Here is a 19,808-nt window from a genome sequence, read left to right as displayed (position 1 = left end):
CGAAGGAACCGCGATGTCCGAGTCACCGACGCCCACCCTCCCGGTCACCTTCAGGCCGGGCCGCACCCGCGCGGTCCTGCTGACCGTGGGGGCGGTGATGTTCGCCGTCATCACCGCCGTCGCGCTGATGCTGGAGAAGCTCGGCCCGGGGGAGCGGGCCAGCTTCATCTTCGTCGCGGCCCTCTTCCTCGGCGTCCTCGCGCTGCTCAGCCGCCCCAAGGTCGTCGCCGACGACGACGGCGTCACCGTCGTCAACATCACCCGGACACGCCGACTGGCGTGGGCCGAGATCCTGCGGGTCAACCTGCGGCCGGGCGACCCCTGGGTCTTCCTCGACCTGAGCGACGGCACCAGCATGCCCGCGCTCGGCATCCAGCCCGGAATCGCCAAGCAGCGGGCCATCCGTGACGCCCGCGCCCTGCGCGCCCTCGCCGAGGCGCGCGGCACCGGGCCGGACGCCTGCTGAGCCGAACGTACACCCGCCGAACGACGCCCGTACGTCGCCCATACGGGGCCGACCCCCTGCCCTGCGCCCGGTCGGCGTGATTACTCTGGAGGCGGTGGTGCCGAGCGGCACCACCGCCTCGCATGTGCAGGGCCGCTGCCGCGGCCCGCGGGGCCCCACCCTGCGACCCGAGGAGTGACTCCCTCCAGCAATGGACGGATCGTCCGGTAGTACCCGCGCCGCCCCCTCCACGGAGGCGGCGGCATGATCATCCCGCTTCTGCTGCTCGCCGCGGCCTTTCTCCTGATCCTCGCCAACGGCTTCTTCGTGGCGGCCGAGTTCGGCCTCGTCACCGTGGAACGCGCCGACGCCGAACGGGCCGCGGCCGCCGGCGACCGACGCGCCCGTACGGTGGTCAAGGCGCTGCGCGAGCTGTCCTTCCAGCTCTCCGGCACCCAGCTCGGCATCACCCTCACCTCGCTCGTCGTCGGCATGCTCGCCGAGCCCGCGCTCGCCCGGCTCCTCGGCCCGCCCCTGACCTGGACCGGACTGCCCGAGAGCGTCGTCCCCGGGGTGTCGGTCGTGATCGGGATGCTGCTCGCCTCCGCCGTCCAGATGGTGGTCGGCGAACTCGTGCCCAAGAACTGGGCGGTCTCCCGGCCGCTCCAGGTCGCCCGCTTCGTGGCCGGCCCGCAGCACCTCTTCTCGTCCGTCTTCCGGCCGGTCATCGCCCTGCTCAACCGGGTCGCCAACCGGCTGGTCCGGCTCCTGGGCGTGGAGCCCACCGAGGAACTGGACTCCGTCCGTACCCCCGGTGAGCTGGTCGCCCTGGCCCGGCACTCGGCCCGGGCGGGCGCGCTGGAACAGGACACGGCCGACCTGTTCGTCCGCACCCTGACGCTGGGCGGGCTCACCGCGCAGCACGTCATGACCCCTCGGGTGAAGGTGAGCGCCCTACAGACCGACGCCACCGCGGCCGACGTCCTCAACCTCACCCGGGCGACCGGCCTTTCCCGTTTCCCGGTGTACCGCGAACGCATCGACGAGATCGTCGGCATGGTCCATCTCAAGGACGCGCTCGCCGTGCCCCCGCACGAGCGGCTGCGCACCCCCGTCGGCCGGATCGCCGTCCCGCCGCTGCTCGTGCCCGAGACGCTGCCGGCACAGGCGCTCCTGGAGCGGCTGCGCCGCGAGCAGCCGATCGCCGTCGTCGTCGACGAGTACGGCGGCACCGCCGGGGTCGTCACCCTGGAGGACATGGTGGAGGAGCTCGTCGGCGAGGTCCGCGACGAGCACGACACCGCCGCCGACGAGCGGCCCGAGCTGGCCGCCGTCACCGCCGAGGACGGCAATCCCGCCTGGGACGCCGACGGCTCCTGCCGGGTGCACACCCTGCACCGGATAGGACTCGACGTGCCCGACGGTCCGTACGAGACGGTCGCCGGGCTCGTCGCCGACCTCCTGGGCCGCATCCCGGCGCCCGGGGACCGGGCCGAACTGCCCGGCTGGCGGCTCTCCGTACGGCAGGTGGACCGCTATCGCGCCGAGCGCGTACGGATCGTGCGGACGGCCGAGCTGCCCCTGGTGCCGGAGGCGGTCCGATGAGCCTGCTCCCTCTGCTGTTCGCCGTCCTTCTCGTGGTGGCCAACGGCTTCTTCGTCGGCGCCGAGTTCGCGCTGGTCTCGGTACGCCGCAGCCAGATCGAGCCGCTCGACGGCACCCGGGCCCGCCAGGTGCTGTACGGCCTGGAGAATCTGCCGCAGATGATGGCGGCGGCACAGTTCGGCATCACCGTCTGCTCGTTGACGCTCGGCGCGGTCGCCGAGCCGACGGTGGCACGTCTCCTCGAACCGGTCTTCCACGCCGTACGGGTGCCGGAGGGCCTGATCCATCCGCTCGGGTACGTCGTGGCTCTCGCCGTGGTCGTCTTCCTCCATCTCGTCATCGGCGAGATGGTGCCGAAGAACCTCGCGATGGCGGCCCCGGAGCGGACGGCGCTCTGGCTCGGCCCCGCCCTGGTCGGGTTCGCCCGGATCTGCCGGCCGGTGACCACCGCGCTGGGCGCCTGCTCCCGGCTGGTGCTGCGCGCCTTCAAGGTGGAGCCCAAGGACGAGGTGGAGGCGGTCTTCACCAGCGTCCAGCTCGGACGCCTGGTGGAGGACGCCGGTCAGGCCGGACTGCTCGACCCGGGCGAACAGGAGCGCCTGGAGGACGCCCTCGAACTGGGCAGCCGCCCGGTGACGGACGTGCTCATAGGCCCGGCGGCGCTGGTGACGGTCACCCCGGCCGTCACCCCGCGCGAGATCGAGGAGCTGACCGTCCGCACCGGCTACTCGCGGTTCCCGGTGTGCGCCGAGGGGCGCGGGACGTACATGGGGTTCGTGCACGTCAAGGACGTCCTGGACCTGGAGGAGCGCGAGCGGGCGGTGCCGCAGCACATCTGGCGCCCCATGGCGACGCTCCGCGCCGAGCTGCCGCTCGACGACGCCCTGACCGTGATGCGCCGGGCGGCGACCCATCTCGCCCAGGTGGCGGACGGCTCGGGCCGCGTTCTCGGCCTGGTCGCCCTGGAGGACGTCCTGGAGATGCTGGTCGGCGAGGTCCGCGACCCGTCCCACCGCGCGCCCGCCCCCGCACCCGCCGACCCCGCGCGCCGTGCGCCCGCGGCCCGGCCGGCCACGGATCCCCGACCCGAGCAACCGGCGGGGGTGCTGGCCGGCTGAGCCGCCTGACCCGGGAGGGTCTGGGCGCGGCTGGGCGGGGCCAGGGTGCCCGCCCCGCGGCCGTGTCACCGGCCCGGCGGGGCCAGGGCGCCGGCCCCGCGGCCGTGTCACAGGCCCGGTGGCTCCTGGGAGCCCCGCCCCGAGGGGCCGCGGCCCGAGAGGACCTCGCCGTACGCCTGCATCAGGTCGGCCAGCCGGAGCGTGGCCAGGTCCTCGCGGGTCGGGGTGCCGGGGTAGCCGGAGAGACGGAGGTCGCGGTAGGCGCAGGACTTCTCGTACAGCGTCCGCAGGAAGCGGCCGTTGCCCAGCTCGTCGATCCAGCCCTGGTCGACGACATGGCCGCTGATCGAGCGCAGCTCGTCCAGCGCCTCCTCGTCCCAGCCGTCCCCGTTCGCCGCCGCCAGGACCTCGCCGATCGCGGTGAGTTCCAGGGGGCGGTACGAGGGGAAGTCCACCCGGGTCGTGAAGCGGGAGGAGAGCCCGGGGTTGGTGGCGAGCAGCCGGTCCATGCCCTCGGGGTAACCGGCCAGGATCACCACCAGGTGGTCCCGGTTGTCCTCCGCCCGCTTCAGCAGCACCTGAAGCGCCTCGTCGCCGTACGCGTCGCCCTTGCTGTAGCCGGTGTTGGAGAGCGAGTACGCCTCGTCGACGAAGAGGACCCCGCCGACCGCCGAGTCGATCAGCTCGTTCGCCTTGACCGCGGTCTGTCCGAGGAACTCCCCGACGAGGTCCGCCCGCTGGGCCTCCACGAGGTGATCGCCGCCGAGCAGGCCGAGGGCGTAGAAGACCCGGCCCAGGATCCGGGCGACGGTGGTCTTCCCGGTGCCGGAGGGGCCGGAGAAGACAAAGTGACGTTTCGGCGGCTGTACGGGCAGGCCCTGCCCGGCTCGTAGCCGGGCCATCTCCAGCTGCGCCGACAACGCCTTGACCTGCCGCTTCACCGGCTCCATCCCGACCATGCGCTCCAGCTCGGCGAGCGCCTCGGCGAGCAGGGCCGGGTCGGTCGGGCTGGCGGGGAACCGTGGGGGCGCCGGCTGAGGCGGGAGCGACGCCTTCTGCCGTACGACGTCGGGCGGCTCGGGCGGGCCGACCGGAGCGGCGGGCGGCGGGGGCTCCGTGTCCAGCCGCACGCCGTCGGTCACCGGGTTCTCGGGATCGCCCTGGGTCCCGCCCGCCGCGTCCTGGCCGAGACCGCCGAGGGTGACCGAGGCCAGCCCGGCGGGGTCGTCCGTCCCCTCGAAGCCGTCGTACTCGGTGATCGCCGCCAGGCGGGCGGCCGTGTCCATGAACGCCGGGTCGATGCGGTGCACCGCCCGGTAGAGCGGAAGCGCGGCGGCGCTGCGCCCGGTTCCCTCGTGCGCCCTGGCCAGCCAGTAGCGCAGCTCCTTGCGCTGCGGCTGCTCGCTGCGGCAGCGCATCAGGGCCGCCGAGAGCAGCGGTTCGGCCTGGCTGTACATCTCCAGACGGACCCGGGCCATCCCGCCGAAGAGACCCGCCTCGATCCCGAGCAGCGGATCGTCCACCAGCGTCTCGGTGTGCCGGACCAACTGGTCCCAGTCCTTGACCAGGTAGGACCGGCAGGCGTGCAGAAAACGCACCTGGGGATCGGTGTCGACCGGGGGAAGGCCCGCGAGCGCCCGGTCCAGCTCGGGCACATGGCGTCCGTCCAGCCAGTGCGAGGCGTGGGCGAGGAGCAGGTCCCGCGGGGTCTCCAGGACGGGCTGCACCCACCAGCCCAGCCAGTACCAGGAGTTCAGGGTGCGGCGGTGGCGGGCCCGCTGTTCGCCGAACCGGTCGCGGTTGCGGTACATCCGCAGCAGCGCCGTGGTGGTGTCCACCCGCAGCGCGTGCAGCCCGAGCCAGCCGTCCGCCATCCCGGGATCGATGCGTACCGCCGTCCGGAATTCTTCCTCCGCCTGCGGATAGGCGCCCATCGTGTAGGCGTCGACTCCGCGCAGCCAGGCGAGCTCGGCCGGGGCCTGTCCGCCCTGAGTGCCGATGTCCATCGGGTCCCCCACAACACGTGCCCCCGTTGCCGTCCCGGCGGGCGGACGCCCGCCGGAAGCCGTACACAACCGCCTTCTCGCGGACGGGATTTGACCGCACCGAGGGGCATCGTACCTGCGCAGAGGGGGCGCGACGTAGGAGAAGCGCATGATCCGGTGGCGGTGACCCTGGGTGAGCACAGCGCCTTGACGGCCGACCGGAGAACGGGATGATCAGGGCAGAACGAAGCCCCCGATCACGGGGGAACAACCGGGGGCTTCGTGTCCGCGGCGGCTCCGAAAAGCCGCACATTGAGAACGTAAGACCTGTACGCCCCTGGGGTCAAGCCGAGTTGAGGCACTTGCGGAAGCCGGTTTCCGGCTACTCAGTTCACCGACCGAGCGCGGTCACGGTGCGTGATGATCTGGTTCGGGCCTGCTGTCACTGAGGGCCCAGGAAGCCATTCATAACCCTCCTGACACTCCCGTACCAAGGTGTCGGCGAAGGGCCGCGAAGGGTCCTCGTCGAAATGGCGAGTCTCCGCCACCGTCCAGCCGTCCCAGAAGGCCGACAGGGCCGGTCCGTCCCGGTGCCGGCCCCGCGACCAGGACTCCTCGGGCCCCCGGTCCATCCACAGCAGCGCGGCGAGACACGGCCGCAGCGCGCGCCGGCCCGCTCCGACGCCCTCGATGAGGACGACCGGCGCCGGGGGCAGTGCGCGCGGCGGACCGAAGGCCCGCAGATTCCAGTCGTACGGGTGATACAGCGCGGCTTCACCCCGCGAGAGCGGCTCGATCACCTGGTCCCGCATCCGCTCCGTCCAGGCGAAGAGCTCCTCGTGCGTGGCGAGGTCGTCGAGGTGCAGGACGGGCGCCGTCAGCCGCGCGGCGAGCCGGCCGGCGAAGGTCGACTTGCCGGAGCCCGCGTGCCCGTCGACCGCGATCAGCCGCACCGGCCCGCAGGACGGCGGCAGGCGGCGCAGCTCGGAGGCGGCGCGGTCGAGGGAGTGCATGACGTCAGCCTAGGTCGTCTCGGTAGCCGCAGGTCAAGCGCCTGCCCCCGTCACCGGTCTCGACCAATATTGGTCGGTCGACGCGGGGCGAATCGCTGGCAGAAGCGCTTCACGAGCCGCGATAGTGGTCCCCGCGCGCACCCGCACGGCACCACCCGGCCCGCGCACCCGCAGCCCCGTTCGTTCGCCACCACCGCTCTCGACTGGGGGTCACCGCCCATGACCAGCTCCACCCCGCGCAGAACCGTTCTCGCCGCGGCCCTCGCGGCCGCCGCCGGTACGGCCGCGGCCTCCGCGGCACCGGCGGCCGCCCTGGTCCGCGACAACCCGGACACGGCCCACGCCCTCGCGCCCGCACTCGTGGACAACCGTTTCTGGACCTCGTACACCGACTGGCGCTCCGGCAGCGCCGTGGGCACCCGGCCCGTCGCCGGCCACCGCCCCGGCCTGGTGATCGCGGCGCCCGCCGGCCGCACCGACTACACCGACCCGCACACCGGCCGGACCTCCGCCTGGGAGTACGCGAGCTGGACCTCCCCGGTCCACACCTCCACCGTCCCCGCCACCGAGGTCATCGCCTCCTGGAACGCCGACACCCCGCCCGGCACCTGGATCCAGATCGAGCTGCGCGGCATGTACAACGACGCCACGGCCACCCCCTGGTTCGTGATGGGCCGTTGGGCCTCAGGAGACGGGGACGGCGACATCCGGCGCACCTCGGTCGACGACCAGAGCGACGGCAGGAGCTCCGTCTGGACCGACACCTTCGCCGTGGACGACGCCGCGAGCGGGCTGCGCCTGGCCTCGTACCAGCTCAGGCTGACGCTCCACCGGACCCCTGGCACCACGTCCACCCCCACGGTGTGGCGGCTCGGCGCGATGGCGTCCGACATCCCGGACCGGTTCACCGTCCCCGCCTCCGTGCCCGGACTCGTCCGCGAGCTGGCCGTCCCGCGCTACTCCCAGAACACCCACGTCGGCCAGTACCCGGAGTACGACAACGGCGGCGAGGCATGGTGCAGCCCGACGTCCTCGCAGATGATCGTCGAGTACTGGGGGCGCCGCCCGAGCGCGGAGGACCTGGCCTGGGTGAACCCGGCCTTCGCCGACCCCCAGGTCTGCCACGCGGCCCGCTTCACCTTCGACTACCAGTACGAGGGGTGCGGCAACTGGCCCTTCAACGCCGCCTACGCCGCCACCTACCCGGACATGAACGCCGTGGTCACCCGGCTGCGCTCGCTCACCGATCTGGAGACCCTGATCCGGGCGGGCATCCCGGCCATCACCTCGCAGTCCTTCCGCAAGGAGGAGCTGACCGGAGCCGGGTACGGCACCGCCGGCCACCTCATGACCGTCATCGGCTTCACCGCGGACGGCGACGTGATCGCCAACGACCCCGCCTCACCCGGCAACGAGGCCGTGCGCCGCGTCTACCGGCGGCGCGAGTGGGAGAACATCTGGCTCCGGACCAAGCGCTACAACGCGAGCGGCAAAGTGGTCTCCGGCACAGGAGGGGTGTGTTACCTCTACTTCCCGGACCGCCCGACCCCCGCCCAGCGCAAGGCATTGGCGGCGGTCGGCATCCGCTGACCGGCGTCTTCGGCCCCGGGGGCCGTGATGAACGTCTCTACCCCGGGGCCGCCGTCGCCGGCACGGTGGTGGCCATGACCGCCACCACCCACTCCGCCGCCCGCACCCGCGCCCGTACCGGCGGCCCCGAGGACAACGGACCCAAACTGCTCGAGCACATCCTGGGCTGGACCCTGGTCGTCGTGCTCGCCATGTTCGTCACGCAGGTCGGGCTGATGTGACGGTCTCCTCAGGCCCGGCGGCAGGGACGGGCGACGGCGTCCGACCGGGTCGACGGGAGCGGGAAGGGCGTGGACGGTGCGGGCCCCGGTCGTGTGACCCGGGCCCGCCGAATGGGCATACTCCCTCCGCCACGGGCGCCGGGCGCCCCCTCGCGTGATCCGCCCGGGGGAGCATCGGCGCAGACCGACCGACGGCAGTGCGTCGCCCGACCCTGGCCCGCGCCGCCGCAGCCCCCGACAGGGAGGAGTGCGCCGCCATGCCCGACCGCGCCCCGCAGACGGTGGACCGCAGGCTGCCCACGGAGGAGGCCGGGGATCTGCTCGCCCTGGTCCGTGAGATCGCCGAGCGGGAGATCGCGCCCCGCGCCGCCGAGGAGGAGCACGCGGGCCACTTCCCCCGTGAGCTCTTCTCGCTGCTCTCCGCCTCCGGGCTGCTCGGCCTTCCCTACGACTCGGAGTACGGCGGCGGCGACCAGCCCTACGCCGTCTACCTCCAGGTTCTCGAGGAACTCGCCGCCGCCCGGCTCACCGTCGGCCTCGGCGTCAGCGTCCACACCCTGTCCTGCCACGCCCTCGCCGGTTTCGGTACGAAGGAGCAGCGGGCCGCCCATCTGCCCGCCATGCTCGGCGGCGGCCTCCTCGGCGCGTACTGCCTCTCGGAACCGGCCTCCGGCTCCGACGCGGCCTCGCTGCGGACGAAGGCGGTCCGGGACGGCGACGCATGGGTGCTCACCGGCACCAAGGCGTGGATCACCCATGGCGGGATCGCCGACTTCTGCACGGTCATGGCCCGCACCGGAGGCGAGGGGCCCAAGGGCATCACGGCGTTCCTGGTGCCCGGGGACGCCGAGGGGCTGAGCGCCGCGGCGCCCGAACGGAAGATGGGCATGAAGGGCTCGCCCACCGCCCAGCTGCACTTCGACGGGGTGCGGATCCCCGACGCGCGCCGGATCGGCGAGGAGGGGCAGGGGTTCGCCATCGCGCTGTCCGCCCTGGATTCCGGCCGTCTCGGGATCGCGGCCTGTGCGGTGGGGCTCGCCCAGGCGGCGCTCGACGAGGCCGTCGCGTACGCCCGTGAGCGACGGCAGTTCGGCCGGCCGATCGCCGACTTCCAGGGGCTCCGCTTCCTGCTCGCCGACATGGCGACCCGGATCGAGGCGGGCCGGGCGCTGTACCTGGAGGCGGCGCGGCTGCGCGACGAGGGCCGGCCGTTCGGACGGCAGGCCGCGATGGCGAAGCTGTTCTGCACGGACGCGGCGATGGGCATCAGCACGGACGCGGTCCAGGTCCTCGGCGGCTACGGCTACACCGCGGACTTCCCGGTGGAGCGCTACATGCGGGAGGCGAAGATGCTGCAGATCGTCGAGGGGACCAATCAGATCCAGCGGATGGTCATCGCGCGTCACCTTGTCGGACCAGAGTCCCGCTGACACCGCTCACGCGCACCGTGCGGTCGGCCCAGACCGGCGCGGCTGCCAGCCGGTTCCACTCCTGGTCGTTGCGGCCCGGGAGGGTCCGGCCGTGACTGGCCCACTGGCGGAGCAGCGCCTGGTAGATCGGCGGGTCGGTGAGGTGCGGACCCGGGTGGGGAACCACGTGCGGAGCCGCGCGCGGAACCGATTCTTCAAGGCGCGGCTCGGCGAGCCGCCGTCTTCCGTAGGTGCTCGGGGCGGTGTGCACAGACGTCATGACCGGCCCAACGCGACCGGTCCGGCCGGGGTCACCGCCGGACCGATTCGAGCGGCAGTTCGGGGATTACCCGGCGTTTCCCGAATGAGGTCGGCCGCGCCAGGCTCTGGCCCCGCGAAAACTCATGACGCACGGTCAACTCACGTTCGGTGACCAGGAAGACAGAACTCTCAGGCCGCGCGCCGCATCTGCGACGCCTTGATCGGACGCGAGCCGGGACCGCCGACGTGCGAGAAGGGCTGCGTCCGCCAGTCGAGCCCCTGAGGGAGCGTCAGCAGCAGCGCGGTGTCCTGCTCCAGGACCTCCAGGGTCTCGTCGGCGGGGCGCGCCTCGGACGCGGCACGGCCGGTGCCGGGGCAGACCGTGAGGACGAACGGGTTCCACGGAGTCGGGCACAGCGCGTGCTCCGGCAGCTCGTCCTCGTCCGCGAGCAGCGCGATCGGCTGCACACAGTCCGGGCAGATGACCCGGTACATCTCAAAGGTGTCGTACGCGTCGAGCTCGTCGGGCGTCTCGACCGAATCAACAGGCTCCTGCATGGAGAATCTCCCCCTCGGGTGGGTCGACCAAGTACGTATGGCCTCGACCACAGCAAGCAATTCCCATACGGCCCGCCGCATAATCGTGAGGGCCGGTCCGAGCCGGTCCGCAAACCTGTGGCGTTCGTCACATGCCTGTCGCAGGTGCCGCGCGGATGGCCATAGCCGCTCATACCGCCGACCGGCGACTGTGCCGATGACCTCCCGGGGCAATAGGTTGACCGCATGGAGGAGCTGGATCGTCAGATCGTGGAGTTGCTCGTCAGGGACGGGCGCATGAGCTACACCGACCTGGGCAAGGCCACGGGCCTGTCCACCTCGGCCGTACATCAGCGCGTCCGCCGCCTGGAGCAGCGCGGGGTCATCCGCGGCTATGCCGCCGTCGTCGACCCGGAGGCCGTCGGTCTGCCGCTGACCGCCTTCATCTCGGTGAAACCCTTCGATCCCAGCGCCCCCGACGACACCCCGGACCGGCTCGCCGACATCCCCGAGATCGAGGCCTGTCACAGCGTCGCGGGCGAGGAGAACTACATCCTCAAGGTGCGCGTCGCCACCCCCCTGGAGCTGGAGCACCTGCTCAGCCGCATCCGCTCCCAGGCCGGCGTCTCCAGCCGTACGACGGTCGTCCTGTCCACCCCGTACGAAGCCAGGCCGCCACGTATCTAACCTGGTCACCATGACCGAGAGCCTGTCGAAGACCGAACACCGCACCGTGCTGCTGCGCGGTGGAGAAGTGCACAGCCCCGCCGACCCCTTCGCCACCGCCATGGTGGTCGAGCGTGGCCACGTCGCCTGGGTGGGCTCGGAGGGCGCGGCCGACGCCTTCGCCTCCGGCGTCGACGAGGTGATCGACCTCGAAGGCGCCCTGGTCACGCCCGCGTTCGTCGACGCGCACGTGCACACCACCGCCACCGGTCTCGCGCTGACCGGCCTCGACCTCTCCGCCGCCGCCTCGCTCGCCGAGGCGGCGGAGATGATCCGCGCCCACGCCGTCGCCCGCCCCGACGACCGGATCCTGATCGGGCACGGGTGGGACGCCGCCCGCTGGCCCGAGCGCCGTGCGCCGCGCCGTGAGGAACTGGACGAGCTCACCGGCGGCCGCCCCCTCTACCTCACTCGTATCGACGTCCACTCGGCCGTCGTCACCACCGCGCTGCTCGACCTCGTGCCCGGCATCCGCGCGCTCACCGGCTTCCGCGCGGACGAACCGCTGACCGGCGACGCGCACCACGCCGTCCGCGCCGCCGCCTACGCCGCCGTCTCCCCGGGGCAGCGCACCGAGGCCCAGCGAGCGGCCCGCGCCCGCGCCGCATCGCTCGGCATCGGCACCCTCCACGAGTGCGGCGGCCCCGAGATCTCCTCCGAGGACGACTTCACCGGACTGCTCGACCTCGCCCGTGAGGAAGCGGGTCCGCGCGTCGTCGGCTACTGGGCCGACCTCGACATCGAACGGGCCCGCGCCCTCGGCGCCGTCGGCGCGGCCGGCGACCTGTTCGCCGACGGCTCCCTCGGCTCCCACACCGCCTGCCTCCACGACCCCTACGCCGACCTGGCCGCCGCGCACACCGGGGTCGCCCACCTGGACGCGGCGACGGTCGCCGCCCATGTCGTCGCCTGTACCGAGGCGGGGCTCCAGGCCGGTTTCCACGCCATCGGCGACGCCGCCCTGACGGCCGTCGTCGACGGTGTGCGCGCCGCGTCCGAGAAGCTCGGCCTCGGCAGGATCCGCGCGGCCCGGCACCGCGTCGAGCACGCCGAGATGCTCACGCCCGAGACGATCGCCGCCTTCGCCGAACTCGGTCTCACCGCCTCGGTGCAGCCCGCCTTCGACGCGGCCTGGGGCGGCGAGCGGGGCATGTACGCCGAACGCCTCGGCGCCGAGCGGGCCCGCACCCTCAACCCGTACGCCGCCATGCTCCGGTCCGGGGTGCCGCTGGCCTTCGGCTCGGACAGTCCGGTCACCCCGCTGGATCCCTGGGGCACCGTCCGGGCCGCCGCCTTCCACCGCACCCCCGAGCACCGGATCTCCGTCCGGGCCGCCTTCACCGCCCACACCCGGGGCGGCTGGCGGGCCGTCGGCCGCGACGACGCCGGCACCCTCGTCCCCGGCGCCCCCGCCGACTACGCGGTCTGGCGCACCGGCGAACTCGTGGTCCAGGCCCCCGACGACCGGGTGGCCCGCTGGTCGACCGACCCGCGCTCCGGCACGCCCGGACTGCCCGATCTGACCCCCGGCGGCGAGCTCCCCGTCTGCCTGCGGACGGTGGTCCTGGGGCAAACGGTCTTCGAGCGGCCGAACGAGTGACGCAGGGATATTCCGTACCACCGATCGATGATCCTCCCGCTCGTCCACGACCTGCGGATCTTCCCCGCTGACCTGGCGGTATCCGGCGTTCCCGCAGGTCAAACGAGTATTGACAGCCAACCGCCACCGGCGGGTAGGTTCGGCGGGTCCACCACAGGACATCCGACCGGTTTCGAACCTCCACGCAGTCGTCGAACGCCGCTGGGTCAGGGGATGGTGTGCCGCACCGGCTCACCAGCACCGCGAACCAGGTTCAGCGCCCGCGCCTCGGGGGCGAGGGAAGGTTTTTTCCGGCGGAGGGTGGGATCCGGGTGGGGCCCGGACGTTCAGTAGACAACGGCTCTCGGTCGACCCGCAGCCAGCGGGTCCCAGGTCGGCCCGAAGGACACCGGGCCCCGATCCGCAGCGCGGTCCCGTGGTGGCGTCGCGTGACGCTCCCCGCCCCCGACGAGTCCGGTAGCCGGAGCCGCGACCGGGGCTCGCTATGGTGGGAGCTCGCGTATGTATCCGAAGGGGCAGCAGTGAACGACGGTGGCCAGAGGCGTTACGGCCCGCTCGGCAGAGCCTTGGTGATCATTCCGACCTACAACGAGGCGGAGAACATCAAGCCGATCGTCTCGCGGGTACGGGAAGCCGTACCGGAGGCGCACGTCCTCGTGGCCGACGACAACAGCCCCGACGGAACGGGCAAGTTCGCGGACGAGCTCGCCGCGGAGGACGACCACGTCCACGTCCTGCACCGCAAGGGCAAGGAGGGCCTCGGCGCCGCCTACCTCGCCGGCTTCCGCTGGGGGATCGAGAACGGCTACGGCGTCCTCGTCGAGATGGACGCCGACGGCTCCCACCAGCCCGAGGAGCTGCCCCGGCTGCTGACCGCGCTCAAGGGCGCCGATCTGGTCCTCGGCTCCCGCTGGGTGCCCGGCGGCCGGATCGTGAACTGGCCCAAGTCCCGCGAGTTCATCTCCCGGGGCGGCAGCCTCTACTCCCGCGTCATGCTCGACGTCCCGATCCGTGACGTCACCGGCGGCTACCGCGCCTTCCGCAAGGAGACCCTGGAGGGCCTGGGTCTCGACGACGTCGCCTCGGCCGGCTACTGCTTCCAGGTCGACCTGGCCCGCCGTGCCGTCGCCGCCGGATTCCATGTCGTCGAGGTGCCCATCACCTTCGTGGAGCGCGAGGTCGGCGACTCCAAGATGAGCAAGGACATCCTCGTCGAGGCGCTGTGGCGGGTCACCGGCTGGGGCCTGACGGCCCGCGCGAACAAGGTCGGCAAGCTGCTCGGCCGCAAGTCCGCGCACTGATCCGTCCTTTACGACGTTCCTGCGGGGCGCCAGGCACACTGGGGACCATGACGACAGGCGCACCGCCCCCTCTCGCCCCCAAGCGCTCCCGCGCGCGTACGTTCCTCCCGTTGGCCCTCGCCGCCTGGCTGGTCCTGGAGACCTGGCTGCTCACGGTGGTGGCCGGAGCGGCCGGCGGACTGACCGTCCTCGGCCTCCTGGTCGGCGGCGCCGTCCTCGGCGCCGTGGTGATCAAGCGGGCGGGACGGCGTGCCTTCAAGAACCTCACCGAGACCTTCGAGCGGGCCCAGGCGGCGGCCCGCACCGGCGAGACCCCCACCGCCGCCGACCGGGTCGGCGCGGAGGACCGCAACGGCTTCCTGATGCTCGGCGGTCTGCTGCTGATGCTGCCGGGGCTCGTCTCCGACGTGGCCGGGCTGCTGCTGCTCGCGCCGCCGGTCCGCTCGCTGCTCGGGCGGTATGCCGAGAAGGCCGTGGAGCGCCGGATGAGCGTCGCGCCCACCGGAAGCCTCCAGGACGCCTTCCAGCAGGCCCGCATTCACCGCCCGGACGGCAAGGTCGTCCAGGGTGAGGTCATCCGCGAGGGCGCTCCTGGGAGCGACGCTCGGCGGGCCGACGGGCCCCGCCCTCCGCTGACGCCCTGAGAGCCCGTCGAAGAGGTCCCGGCCCTCGGAGACAGCCCGGACAGCGCGAGAACGCCGCGGGGCCCGGTACACGGATCGTGTACCGGGCCCCGCGGCGTCGCTTCAGGCCGTGCCGTCCGCCTATGCGGACTTGCGGCTGTCCCGCGGATGGACGGCGATGTTCATGGCGCCGGAACGCAGGACCGCCAGCCTCTCGGCCAGCACCTCCTCCAGCTCCTCACGCGTGCGCCGCTCCATCAGCATGTCCCAGTGCGTACGCGCCGGCTTGCCCTTCTTCTCCTCGGGGCCGTCCCCGTCCACCAGAAGTGCCTGGCTTCCGCAGACCTTGCACTCCCACTCCGGCGGAATTTCCGCTTCCACCGAGAAGGGCATCTCAAAACGATGGCCCTTCTCGCATGCGTACTCCACGGCCTGGCGCGGGGCCAGATCGATGCCGCGGTCGGTCTCGTAGCTGGTCACCACGAGGCGCGTGCCGCGAAGAGCTCGCTCACTCATGAATCGTGCCTCCCGGGCTTGTCGCCCACAGGACAGGTGTCGCTGTCGTCGTCATCCGGTCAACGTCCGGTCGGCGGTAAAGATTCCCGTTCCGGGTCATGCGTCGCCCGTCGTGCCGCCCCTTGTTCTACCCACCAGTGCCCGATTTGTCACATCTGGCATCAGATGTCACCCAGCGTCTTCCCTAAAGCAGCGCGCAGTAACGGTCCGCCTGGCAGGCCAAAGGCGTACACTACCGGCCTTTCACTTCCGCGTCTAAATCCGCTCCGGAACCGGGTTGCCCGCCGCGGCCACGGCACGCCGTACCGGTACCCGCGCGAGCAGGACGAAACCTACCGCGAAGAAGATCACCAGGGAGATGATGGCATCGCGGTAACTGCCGGTCAGCTGATACGCGAGACCGAACACCAGCGGCCCCAGCCAGCTCAGACCCCGGTCGCTCATCTCGTAGGCCGAAAAGTACTCCGCCTCCTTGCCGCGCGGCACCAGATGGGAGAAGAGCGAGCGTGAGAGCGCCTGGCTGCCGCCGAGGACGAGACCGATCGCCGCCGCCAGACAGAAGAACGCCACCGGCGCGCCGGCCGGCAGGAAGTACCCGGCCGCCAGGATCAGCGTCCAGACGGCCAGGGAGGCCAGGATCGTGCGCTTGGCCCCGTACGAACGCGCCATCCGCCCCATGCCGAGGGCGCCCGCGACGGCGAGTACCTGGACCAGGAGCACCGCGGTGATCAGTGTCGTCTGCTCCAGGCCCAGCTCCTCCGAGCCGTAGATCGACGCCTGCGAGATCACCGTCTGCACCCCGTCGTTGTAGACGAGGTACGCCAGCAGGAACGAGAGCGTCAGCGGATGGCGCCGCATGTCCCTCAGCGTCGCCATCAACTGCCGCCAGCCACCGCCGACGGCCCCCTCGCCACCGGCGTCGCGCACCCGGCGGTCCCGGAGCCTGCGCAGCGGTACCAGGGTGAAGGCGCCCCACCACAGCCCGGCCGACGCCAGACAGATCCGTACCGCCGTCCCCTCCGACAGCCCGAAGGAGTCGTGACCCGAGTACAGGACCAGATTGAGGACCAGGACCAGGGCCCCCGACGTATAGCCGAAGGCCCAGCCCCGCGAGGAGACCGCGTCCCGCTCGTCCGGCTCGGCGATCTGCGGCAGATAGGCGTTGTAGAGCACCATCGAGACGGCGAGCGAGGCGTTCGCGACGATCAGCAGGAACGCGCCGAGGAGATACCGGTCGCCGTCCAGGAAGAACATGCCCGTGGTGGCCGCCGCGCCCAGATAGGCCGAGACGGCGAGCAGCGGCTTCTTCCGGCCCGTACGGTCCGCGGCCGCGCCCACGAGCGGCATCACGCACACCGCCACCACGATCGAGGCGGAGACGGCGTAGGCGAACAGCGAACCCGCCCGGACCGGGATTCCCAGCGGGTGGACGAAGCCCTCCGCGTCCGCCGCCGCCTTGGCGACCGAGGTCAGATAGGGGCCGAGGAACACGGTGAGCACGCTGGTCGAGTAGACCGAGCAGGCGAAGTCGTAGAAGTACCAGCCGCGTTGTTCGCGCTTGCGGTCGGCGGGATCGGCGGTGTGCTCCTCCGGCTCGGCAGTGTTGGCGGTCAAGGCCGCGGCCCCCTCGTTCGTCCCCGTGGCGGGACGCGCGCTCAGACCCACGCCCCCCGGTCGGTGAGCACCGCGCGCAGCGTCTCCAGATGATCGGTCATGATGCCATCCACCCCCAGGTCGAGGAGAGAGTTCATCCGCTCCGGATCGTTGACGGTCCAGACGTGCACCTGGAGACCGCGCGCGTGCGCCTCCCGGACGAAACGCCGGTCCACCACGGGAATCCCTCCCTGGCTCTCCGGCACCTGCGCGGCGACCGCGCCCGCGCGCAGCGCCGCGGGGATGCCGAAGGACCGCAGCCGCAGCCCGAGCACGCCCTTCACTCCGTACGAGGTGGCGAGCCGCGGCCCCGCCAGGCGCTGCGCCCTGGCCACCCGCGCCTCGGTGAAGGAGCCCACGCACACCCGGTCCCAGGCACCCGTCCGCTCGATCAGGTCGACCAGCGGCGCCAGCGACGACTCCGCCTTCAGGTCCACGTTCCAGCGGGCCTCGGGGAACTCGTCGAGGAGCTCCTCGAAGAGCGCGAGCGGCTCCTCGCCGGCCACCCGCGCCTCCCGGACCGCGTCCCACGGCAGATCGCGGATCCGGCCGGTCGCGTCCGTGACCCGGTCGAGCGTCGCGTCGTGGAAGGCGACCAACGCGCCGTCCGAGGTGGTGTGCACATCGGTCTCGAAGTAGCGGTAACCGGCCGCCGCGGCCCGTCGGAAAGCGGCCGCGGTGTTCTCCAGTCCGTCCGCCGAGCCGCCGCGGTGGGCGAACGGGATGGGCGACGGGTGGTCGAGATAGGGGTGGCGTACGCGAGTCACCGCCGCAGTATGGCCTGCTCCGGTGTCCCGGAGGCGACCACGGTGCTGCTCACGTTCTGCTCGGGGATGGCGAACCGGCGCAGGAAGAACTGGGCGAGGGGGCCGATGGACAGCGCGTACAGCACCGTGCCGACCCCGACCGAGCCGCCGAGCAGGAAGCCGGAGGCGACGACGGCGACCTCCAGCGCCGTACGCACCAGACGGATCGAACGGCCGGTGAGCCGGTGCAGACCGGTCATCAGTCCGTCACGCGGACCGGGGCCGAAGCGGGCGGCGATGTAGAGCCCCGTCGCCATGCCGTTGAGGACGATGCCGAGGATCATCAGCGGGATCTGCCCCGCCGGGCCGTGGACGTCGGGGACGAGCGCCAGGGTGCCGTCCATCGCCACCCCGATCACGAAGACGTTCGAGACGGTGCCCAGCCCCGGCTTCTGCCGGATAGGGATCCACAGCAGCAGCACGATCGCGCCGACGACGATCGACACCACTCCGATGGTCAGCCCGGTCCTCTCCGCGAGGCCCTGGTGGAGCACTCCCCAGGGCTCAAGGCCGAGCCCGCCGCGCACCAGGAGCGCCGAGCTGATCCCGTACAGAGCCAGTCCGGCGTACAGCTGCGCGAGCCGGCGGGTGAGGTGCCGGCCGCGCAGGCCCGTGGCGAAGGTCGTGATGGACAAGCGAGTGCCCCCTGTGAGGTGATGGTGGACTGACCCATGACACTCTGTGGCGGGGGATCGGATACCAACCATGGCCAATTCGAGGAAGGTGGACTGGATTCCATGGCTCAGTGGACTTCGGCGGTCGGGCCGGCCCAGTTGGCCCGTCAGCTTCAGGCGCAGCAGCCCCGTCCCGCCGGACCGGGGACGCGCAAGCCGCCCGCCTACCGCGCGCTGGCCGACGGCATCCGCCTCCTCGTGCTGGAGGGCCGGGTCCCGGTGGCCGCGCGGCTGCCCGCCGAGCGGGAGCTGGCGCTGGCGCTGACCGTGAGCCGTACGACGGTGGCGGCGGCGTACGAGGCGCTGCGCGCCGAGGGATTCCTGGAGTCCCGGCGCGGCGCCGGCAGCTGGACCGCCGTACCCGCCGGGAACCCGCTGCCCGCGCGTGGGCTCGAACCGCTGCCGCCGGAGTCCCTCGGCTCGATGATCGACCTCGGCTGTGCGGCGCTGCCCGCGCCCGAGCCGTGGCTGACGCGCAGCGTCCAGGGCGCCCTCGAGGAGCTGGCGCCGTACGCCCACACGCACGGGGACTACCCCGCGGGGCTGCCGGCGCTGCGGCAGATGCTCGCCGACCGGTACACCGAGCGGGGCATCCCGACCATGCCCGAGCAGATCATGGTGACGACCGGCGCGATGGGCGCAATCGACGCCATCTGCCACCTCTTCGCCGGGCGCGGCGAGCGGATCGCCGTCGAGTCGCCGTCCTACGCCAACATCCTCCAGCTCATGCGGGCGGCGGGGGCCCGCCTGGTGCCGGTCGCCATGGCCGAGGGCCTGGCCGGCTGGGACCTGAACCTGTGGCGCCAGGTCCTGCGCGACGCGGCTCCGCGGCTGGCGTACGTCGTGGCGGACTTCCACAACCCGACGGGCGCCCTGGCCGACGAGGACCAGCGGCGGCAGCTGGTGGACGCGGCCCGCTCGGCCGGCACGGTCCTGGTGGTCGACGAGACCATGTCCGAGCTGTACCTGGAGGACGACCTGGAGATGCCCCGGCCGGTCTGCGCCTTCGACCCGGCCGGCTCGACGGTCCTCACGGTCGGCTCGGCCAGCAAGGCGTTCTGGGCGGGCATGCGGATCGGCTGGGTGCGGGCCGCGCCCGACGTCATCCGCTCGCTGGTGGCGGCCCGGGCCTACGCCGACCTCGGCACCCCGGTCCTCGAACAGCTCGGCGTCAACTGGCTGATGCGGACCGGCGGCTGGGAACAGGCCGTCACCATCCGCCGCGAGCAGGCCCGGGAGAACCGCGACGCCCTCGTCGCGGCGGTGCGGGCCGAACTGCCGACGTGGGAGTTCGACGTCCCGCGCGGCGGCCTGACGCTCTGGGTCCGCACGGGCGGCCTGTCTGGCTCGCGCCTGGCGGAGGCGGGCGAACGGGTCGGCGTACGGGTCCCCTCGGGCCCCCGCTTCGGCGTGGACGGCGCCTTCGAGGGCTACATCCGCCTGCCGTTCACCGTCGGCGGTCCCGTAGCGGAGGAGGCGGCCTCCCGCCTCGCGGCCGCGGCACGCCTGGTGGAATCGGGCGCGGGGGCGGCGACGGGGGCGGAGCCCCCGAGGACGTTCGTGGCGTAGGGGTGGCCGTTCGGCCGGCGCTCCCTGCGCGGGGCCGGCCCCCGCCCCGCCTCTGAGCGGCGCGCTCGGCGTGCGGAGGGGGCGGGGGGGGGGGGGGGGAGGCGCCGGGCGCACTCCGTGGTGGTGGTGTCGTCTCACCGGATCAGGCGGCGGGGC

At 72.6% G+C, this 19,808-nt stretch carries 19 protein-coding genes; 11 read left to right on the top strand and 8 right to left on the bottom strand.

The genetic code is table 11. The annotated features are described in order from the left end of the window. The first annotated feature begins 13 nt into the window (after positions 1 to 13). The 3 genes from ABZY12_RS27415 (at position 14) to ABZY12_RS27405 (ending at position 3,168) form a co-directional block, all read left to right on the top strand. The gene (locus ABZY12_RS27415; RefSeq protein ID WP_356894850.1) at positions 14 to 466 is read left to right on the top strand and encodes a PH domain-containing protein; all 453 of its coding nucleotides are present in this window, start codon (positions 14 to 16) and stop codon (positions 464 to 466) included. 243 nt (positions 467 to 709) lie between these two features. Continuing rightward, on the top strand, positions 710 to 2,050 hold the full coding sequence (locus ABZY12_RS27410) for a hemolysin family protein (RefSeq protein WP_356894848.1): 1,341 nt from the start codon (positions 710 to 712) through the stop codon (positions 2,048 to 2,050). Further along, positions 2,047 to 3,168, top strand: a complete 1,122-nt coding sequence (locus ABZY12_RS27405; RefSeq protein WP_356894846.1) for a hemolysin family protein — start codon at positions 2,047 to 2,049, stop codon at positions 3,166 to 3,168. The genes ABZY12_RS27410 and ABZY12_RS27405 overlap by 4 nt, the downstream gene beginning before the upstream one ends. 107 nt (positions 3,169 to 3,275) lie before the next feature. On the opposite strand, the gene ABZY12_RS27400 is transcribed toward ABZY12_RS27405, so the two are convergent. Both ABZY12_RS27400 and ABZY12_RS27395 read right to left on the bottom strand, forming a co-directional pair. Continuing rightward, complete coding sequence (locus ABZY12_RS27400) at positions 3,276 to 5,174, bottom strand: AAA family ATPase (protein ID WP_356894844.1); 1,899 nt, start codon at positions 5,172 to 5,174, stop codon at positions 3,276 to 3,278. Between the two features lie 365 nt (positions 5,175 to 5,539). Continuing rightward, on the bottom strand, positions 5,540 to 6,166 hold the full coding sequence (locus tag ABZY12_RS27395) for a hypothetical protein (RefSeq protein WP_356894842.1): 627 nt from the start codon (positions 6,164 to 6,166) through the stop codon (positions 5,540 to 5,542). Positions 6,167 to 6,385: 219 nt separating this feature from the next. On the opposite strand from ABZY12_RS27395, the gene ABZY12_RS27390 reads away from it, so the two are divergent. The 3 genes from ABZY12_RS27390 to ABZY12_RS27380 all read left to right on the top strand — a co-directional run bounded on the left by ABZY12_RS27390 (position 6,386) and on the right by ABZY12_RS27380 (position 9,407). Beyond that, a complete protein-coding gene (locus ABZY12_RS27390) occupies positions 6,386 to 7,756 on the top strand; it encodes a peptidase C39 family protein (RefSeq protein ID WP_356894840.1) in 1,371 nt (456 codons plus the stop codon). A 74-nt stretch (positions 7,757 to 7,830) separates the two neighbouring features. Continuing rightward, positions 7,831 to 7,977, top strand: a complete 147-nt coding sequence (locus tag ABZY12_RS27385; RefSeq protein WP_356894838.1) for an SCO1431 family membrane protein — start codon at positions 7,831 to 7,833, stop codon at positions 7,975 to 7,977. A gap of 257 nt (positions 7,978 to 8,234) precedes the next feature. After that, entirely contained in the window at positions 8,235 to 9,407 is a 1,173-nt protein-coding gene (locus ABZY12_RS27380) for an acyl-CoA dehydrogenase family protein (protein ID WP_356894836.1), read from the top strand. Here ABZY12_RS27380 and ABZY12_RS27375 read toward each other — a convergent pair. Then, positions 9,370 to 9,666 carry a hypothetical protein gene (locus tag ABZY12_RS27375; protein ID WP_356894834.1) on the bottom strand — a complete coding sequence of 99 codons (297 nt, stop codon included), beginning with the start codon at positions 9,664 to 9,666 and terminating at the stop codon, positions 9,370 to 9,372. The genes ABZY12_RS27380 and ABZY12_RS27375 overlap by 38 nt on opposite strands. A gap of 170 nt (positions 9,667 to 9,836) precedes the next feature. Beyond that, the gene (locus tag ABZY12_RS27370) at positions 9,837 to 10,205 is read right to left on the bottom strand and encodes a hypothetical protein (protein WP_356894832.1); all 369 of its coding nucleotides are present in this window, start codon (positions 10,203 to 10,205) and stop codon (positions 9,837 to 9,839) included. A gap of 225 nt (positions 10,206 to 10,430) precedes the next feature. Here ABZY12_RS27370 and ABZY12_RS27365 point away from each other — a divergent pair, with 225 nt between their 5' ends. The 4 genes from ABZY12_RS27365 (at position 10,431) to fxsA (ending at position 14,455) form a co-directional block, all read left to right on the top strand. Continuing rightward, positions 10,431 to 10,871, top strand: coding sequence for an Lrp/AsnC family transcriptional regulator (locus ABZY12_RS27365; protein ID WP_158985307.1), 441 nt, complete (start codon positions 10,431 to 10,433; stop codon positions 10,869 to 10,871). 10 nt (positions 10,872 to 10,881) lie between these two features. Continuing rightward, the gene (locus ABZY12_RS27360; RefSeq protein ID WP_356894829.1) at positions 10,882 to 12,510 is read left to right on the top strand and encodes an amidohydrolase; all 1,629 of its coding nucleotides are present in this window, start codon (positions 10,882 to 10,884) and stop codon (positions 12,508 to 12,510) included. A gap of 521 nt (positions 12,511 to 13,031) precedes the next feature. Next, entirely contained in the window at positions 13,032 to 13,811 is a 780-nt protein-coding gene (locus tag ABZY12_RS27355; protein WP_356894827.1) for a polyprenol monophosphomannose synthase, read from the top strand. A 47-nt stretch (positions 13,812 to 13,858) separates the two neighbouring features. Beyond that, entirely contained in the window at positions 13,859 to 14,455 is a 597-nt protein-coding gene (gene fxsA, locus ABZY12_RS27350; protein ID WP_356894825.1) for an FxsA family membrane protein, read from the top strand. A 120-nt stretch (positions 14,456 to 14,575) separates the two neighbouring features. Here fxsA and ABZY12_RS27345 read toward each other — a convergent pair whose 3' ends face one another. From ABZY12_RS27345 to ABZY12_RS27330, 4 genes are all read right to left on the bottom strand, one after another. Further along, positions 14,576 to 14,950: an RNA polymerase-binding protein RbpA gene (locus ABZY12_RS27345; protein ID WP_026278069.1), complete on the bottom strand. Its 375-nt coding sequence runs from the start codon at positions 14,948 to 14,950 to the stop codon at positions 14,576 to 14,578. Positions 14,951 to 15,205: 255 nt separating this feature from the next. Next, positions 15,206 to 16,564, bottom strand: a complete 1,359-nt coding sequence (locus ABZY12_RS27340; protein ID WP_356894823.1) for an MFS transporter — start codon at positions 16,562 to 16,564, stop codon at positions 15,206 to 15,208. A gap of 41 nt (positions 16,565 to 16,605) precedes the next feature. After that, positions 16,606 to 17,370, bottom strand: coding sequence for a glycerophosphodiester phosphodiesterase (locus ABZY12_RS27335; protein ID WP_356894821.1), 765 nt, complete (start codon positions 17,368 to 17,370; stop codon positions 16,606 to 16,608). Then, positions 17,367 to 18,044, bottom strand: a complete 678-nt coding sequence (locus ABZY12_RS27330; RefSeq protein WP_356894819.1) for a hypothetical protein — start codon at positions 18,042 to 18,044, stop codon at positions 17,367 to 17,369. The genes ABZY12_RS27335 and ABZY12_RS27330 overlap by 4 nt, the downstream gene beginning before the upstream one ends. Before the next feature lie 102 nt (positions 18,045 to 18,146). Between ABZY12_RS27330 and ABZY12_RS27325 the strand changes: the two genes are divergently transcribed. Continuing rightward, on the top strand, positions 18,147 to 19,652 hold the full coding sequence (locus tag ABZY12_RS27325) for a PLP-dependent aminotransferase family protein (protein WP_356894817.1): 1,506 nt from the start codon (positions 18,147 to 18,149) through the stop codon (positions 19,650 to 19,652). Positions 19,653 to 19,808: the final 156 nt, after the last annotated feature.

Source organism: Streptomyces sp. NPDC006551, from assembly GCF_040611675.1.
GTDB lineage: Bacteria > Actinomycetota > Actinomycetes > Streptomycetales > Streptomycetaceae > Streptomyces.
Note: the sequence above shows the minus strand (reverse complement) of the source record. Positions and strands in the feature narration are given on the sequence as shown.

What these genes read in the sequence shown, in the direction of transcription:
- ABZY12_RS27385 (WP_356894838.1), top strand. Translation starts at nt 7,831, where the DNA reads ATGACCGCCACCACCCACTCCGCCGCCCGCACCCGCGCCCGTACCGGC.
- ABZY12_RS27390 (WP_356894840.1), top strand. Translation starts at nt 6,386, where the DNA reads ATGACCAGCTCCACCCCGCGCAGAACCGTTCTCGCCGCGGCCCTCGCG.
- fxsA (WP_356894825.1), top strand. Translation starts at nt 13,859, where the DNA reads ATGACGACAGGCGCACCGCCCCCTCTCGCCCCCAAGCGCTCCCGCGCG.
- ABZY12_RS27395 (WP_356894842.1), bottom strand. Translation starts at nt 6,166, where the DNA reads ATGCACTCCCTCGACCGCGCCGCCTCCGAGCTGCGCCGCCTGCCGCCG.
- ABZY12_RS27345 (WP_026278069.1), bottom strand. Translation starts at nt 14,950, where the DNA reads ATGAGTGAGCGAGCTCTTCGCGGCACGCGCCTCGTGGTGACCAGCTAC.
- ABZY12_RS27360 (WP_356894829.1), top strand. Translation starts at nt 10,882, where the DNA reads ATGACCGAGAGCCTGTCGAAGACCGAACACCGCACCGTGCTGCTGCGC.
- ABZY12_RS27365 (WP_158985307.1), top strand. Translation starts at nt 10,431, where the DNA reads ATGGAGGAGCTGGATCGTCAGATCGTGGAGTTGCTCGTCAGGGACGGG.
- ABZY12_RS27370 (WP_356894832.1), bottom strand. Translation starts at nt 10,205, where the DNA reads ATGCAGGAGCCTGTTGATTCGGTCGAGACGCCCGACGAGCTCGACGCG.
- ABZY12_RS27380 (WP_356894836.1), top strand. Translation starts at nt 8,235, where the DNA reads ATGCCCGACCGCGCCCCGCAGACGGTGGACCGCAGGCTGCCCACGGAG.
- ABZY12_RS27405 (WP_356894846.1), top strand. Translation starts at nt 2,047, where the DNA reads ATGAGCCTGCTCCCTCTGCTGTTCGCCGTCCTTCTCGTGGTGGCCAAC.
- ABZY12_RS27410 (WP_356894848.1), top strand. Translation starts at nt 710, where the DNA reads ATGATCATCCCGCTTCTGCTGCTCGCCGCGGCCTTTCTCCTGATCCTC.
- ABZY12_RS27415 (WP_356894850.1), top strand. Translation starts at nt 14, where the DNA reads ATGTCCGAGTCACCGACGCCCACCCTCCCGGTCACCTTCAGGCCGGGC.
- ABZY12_RS27325 (WP_356894817.1), top strand. Translation starts at nt 18,147, where the DNA reads ATGGCTCAGTGGACTTCGGCGGTCGGGCCGGCCCAGTTGGCCCGTCAG.
- ABZY12_RS27375 (WP_356894834.1), bottom strand. Translation starts at nt 9,666, where the DNA reads ATGACGTCTGTGCACACCGCCCCGAGCACCTACGGAAGACGGCGGCTC.
- ABZY12_RS27400 (WP_356894844.1), bottom strand. Translation starts at nt 5,174, where the DNA reads ATGGACATCGGCACTCAGGGCGGACAGGCCCCGGCCGAGCTCGCCTGG.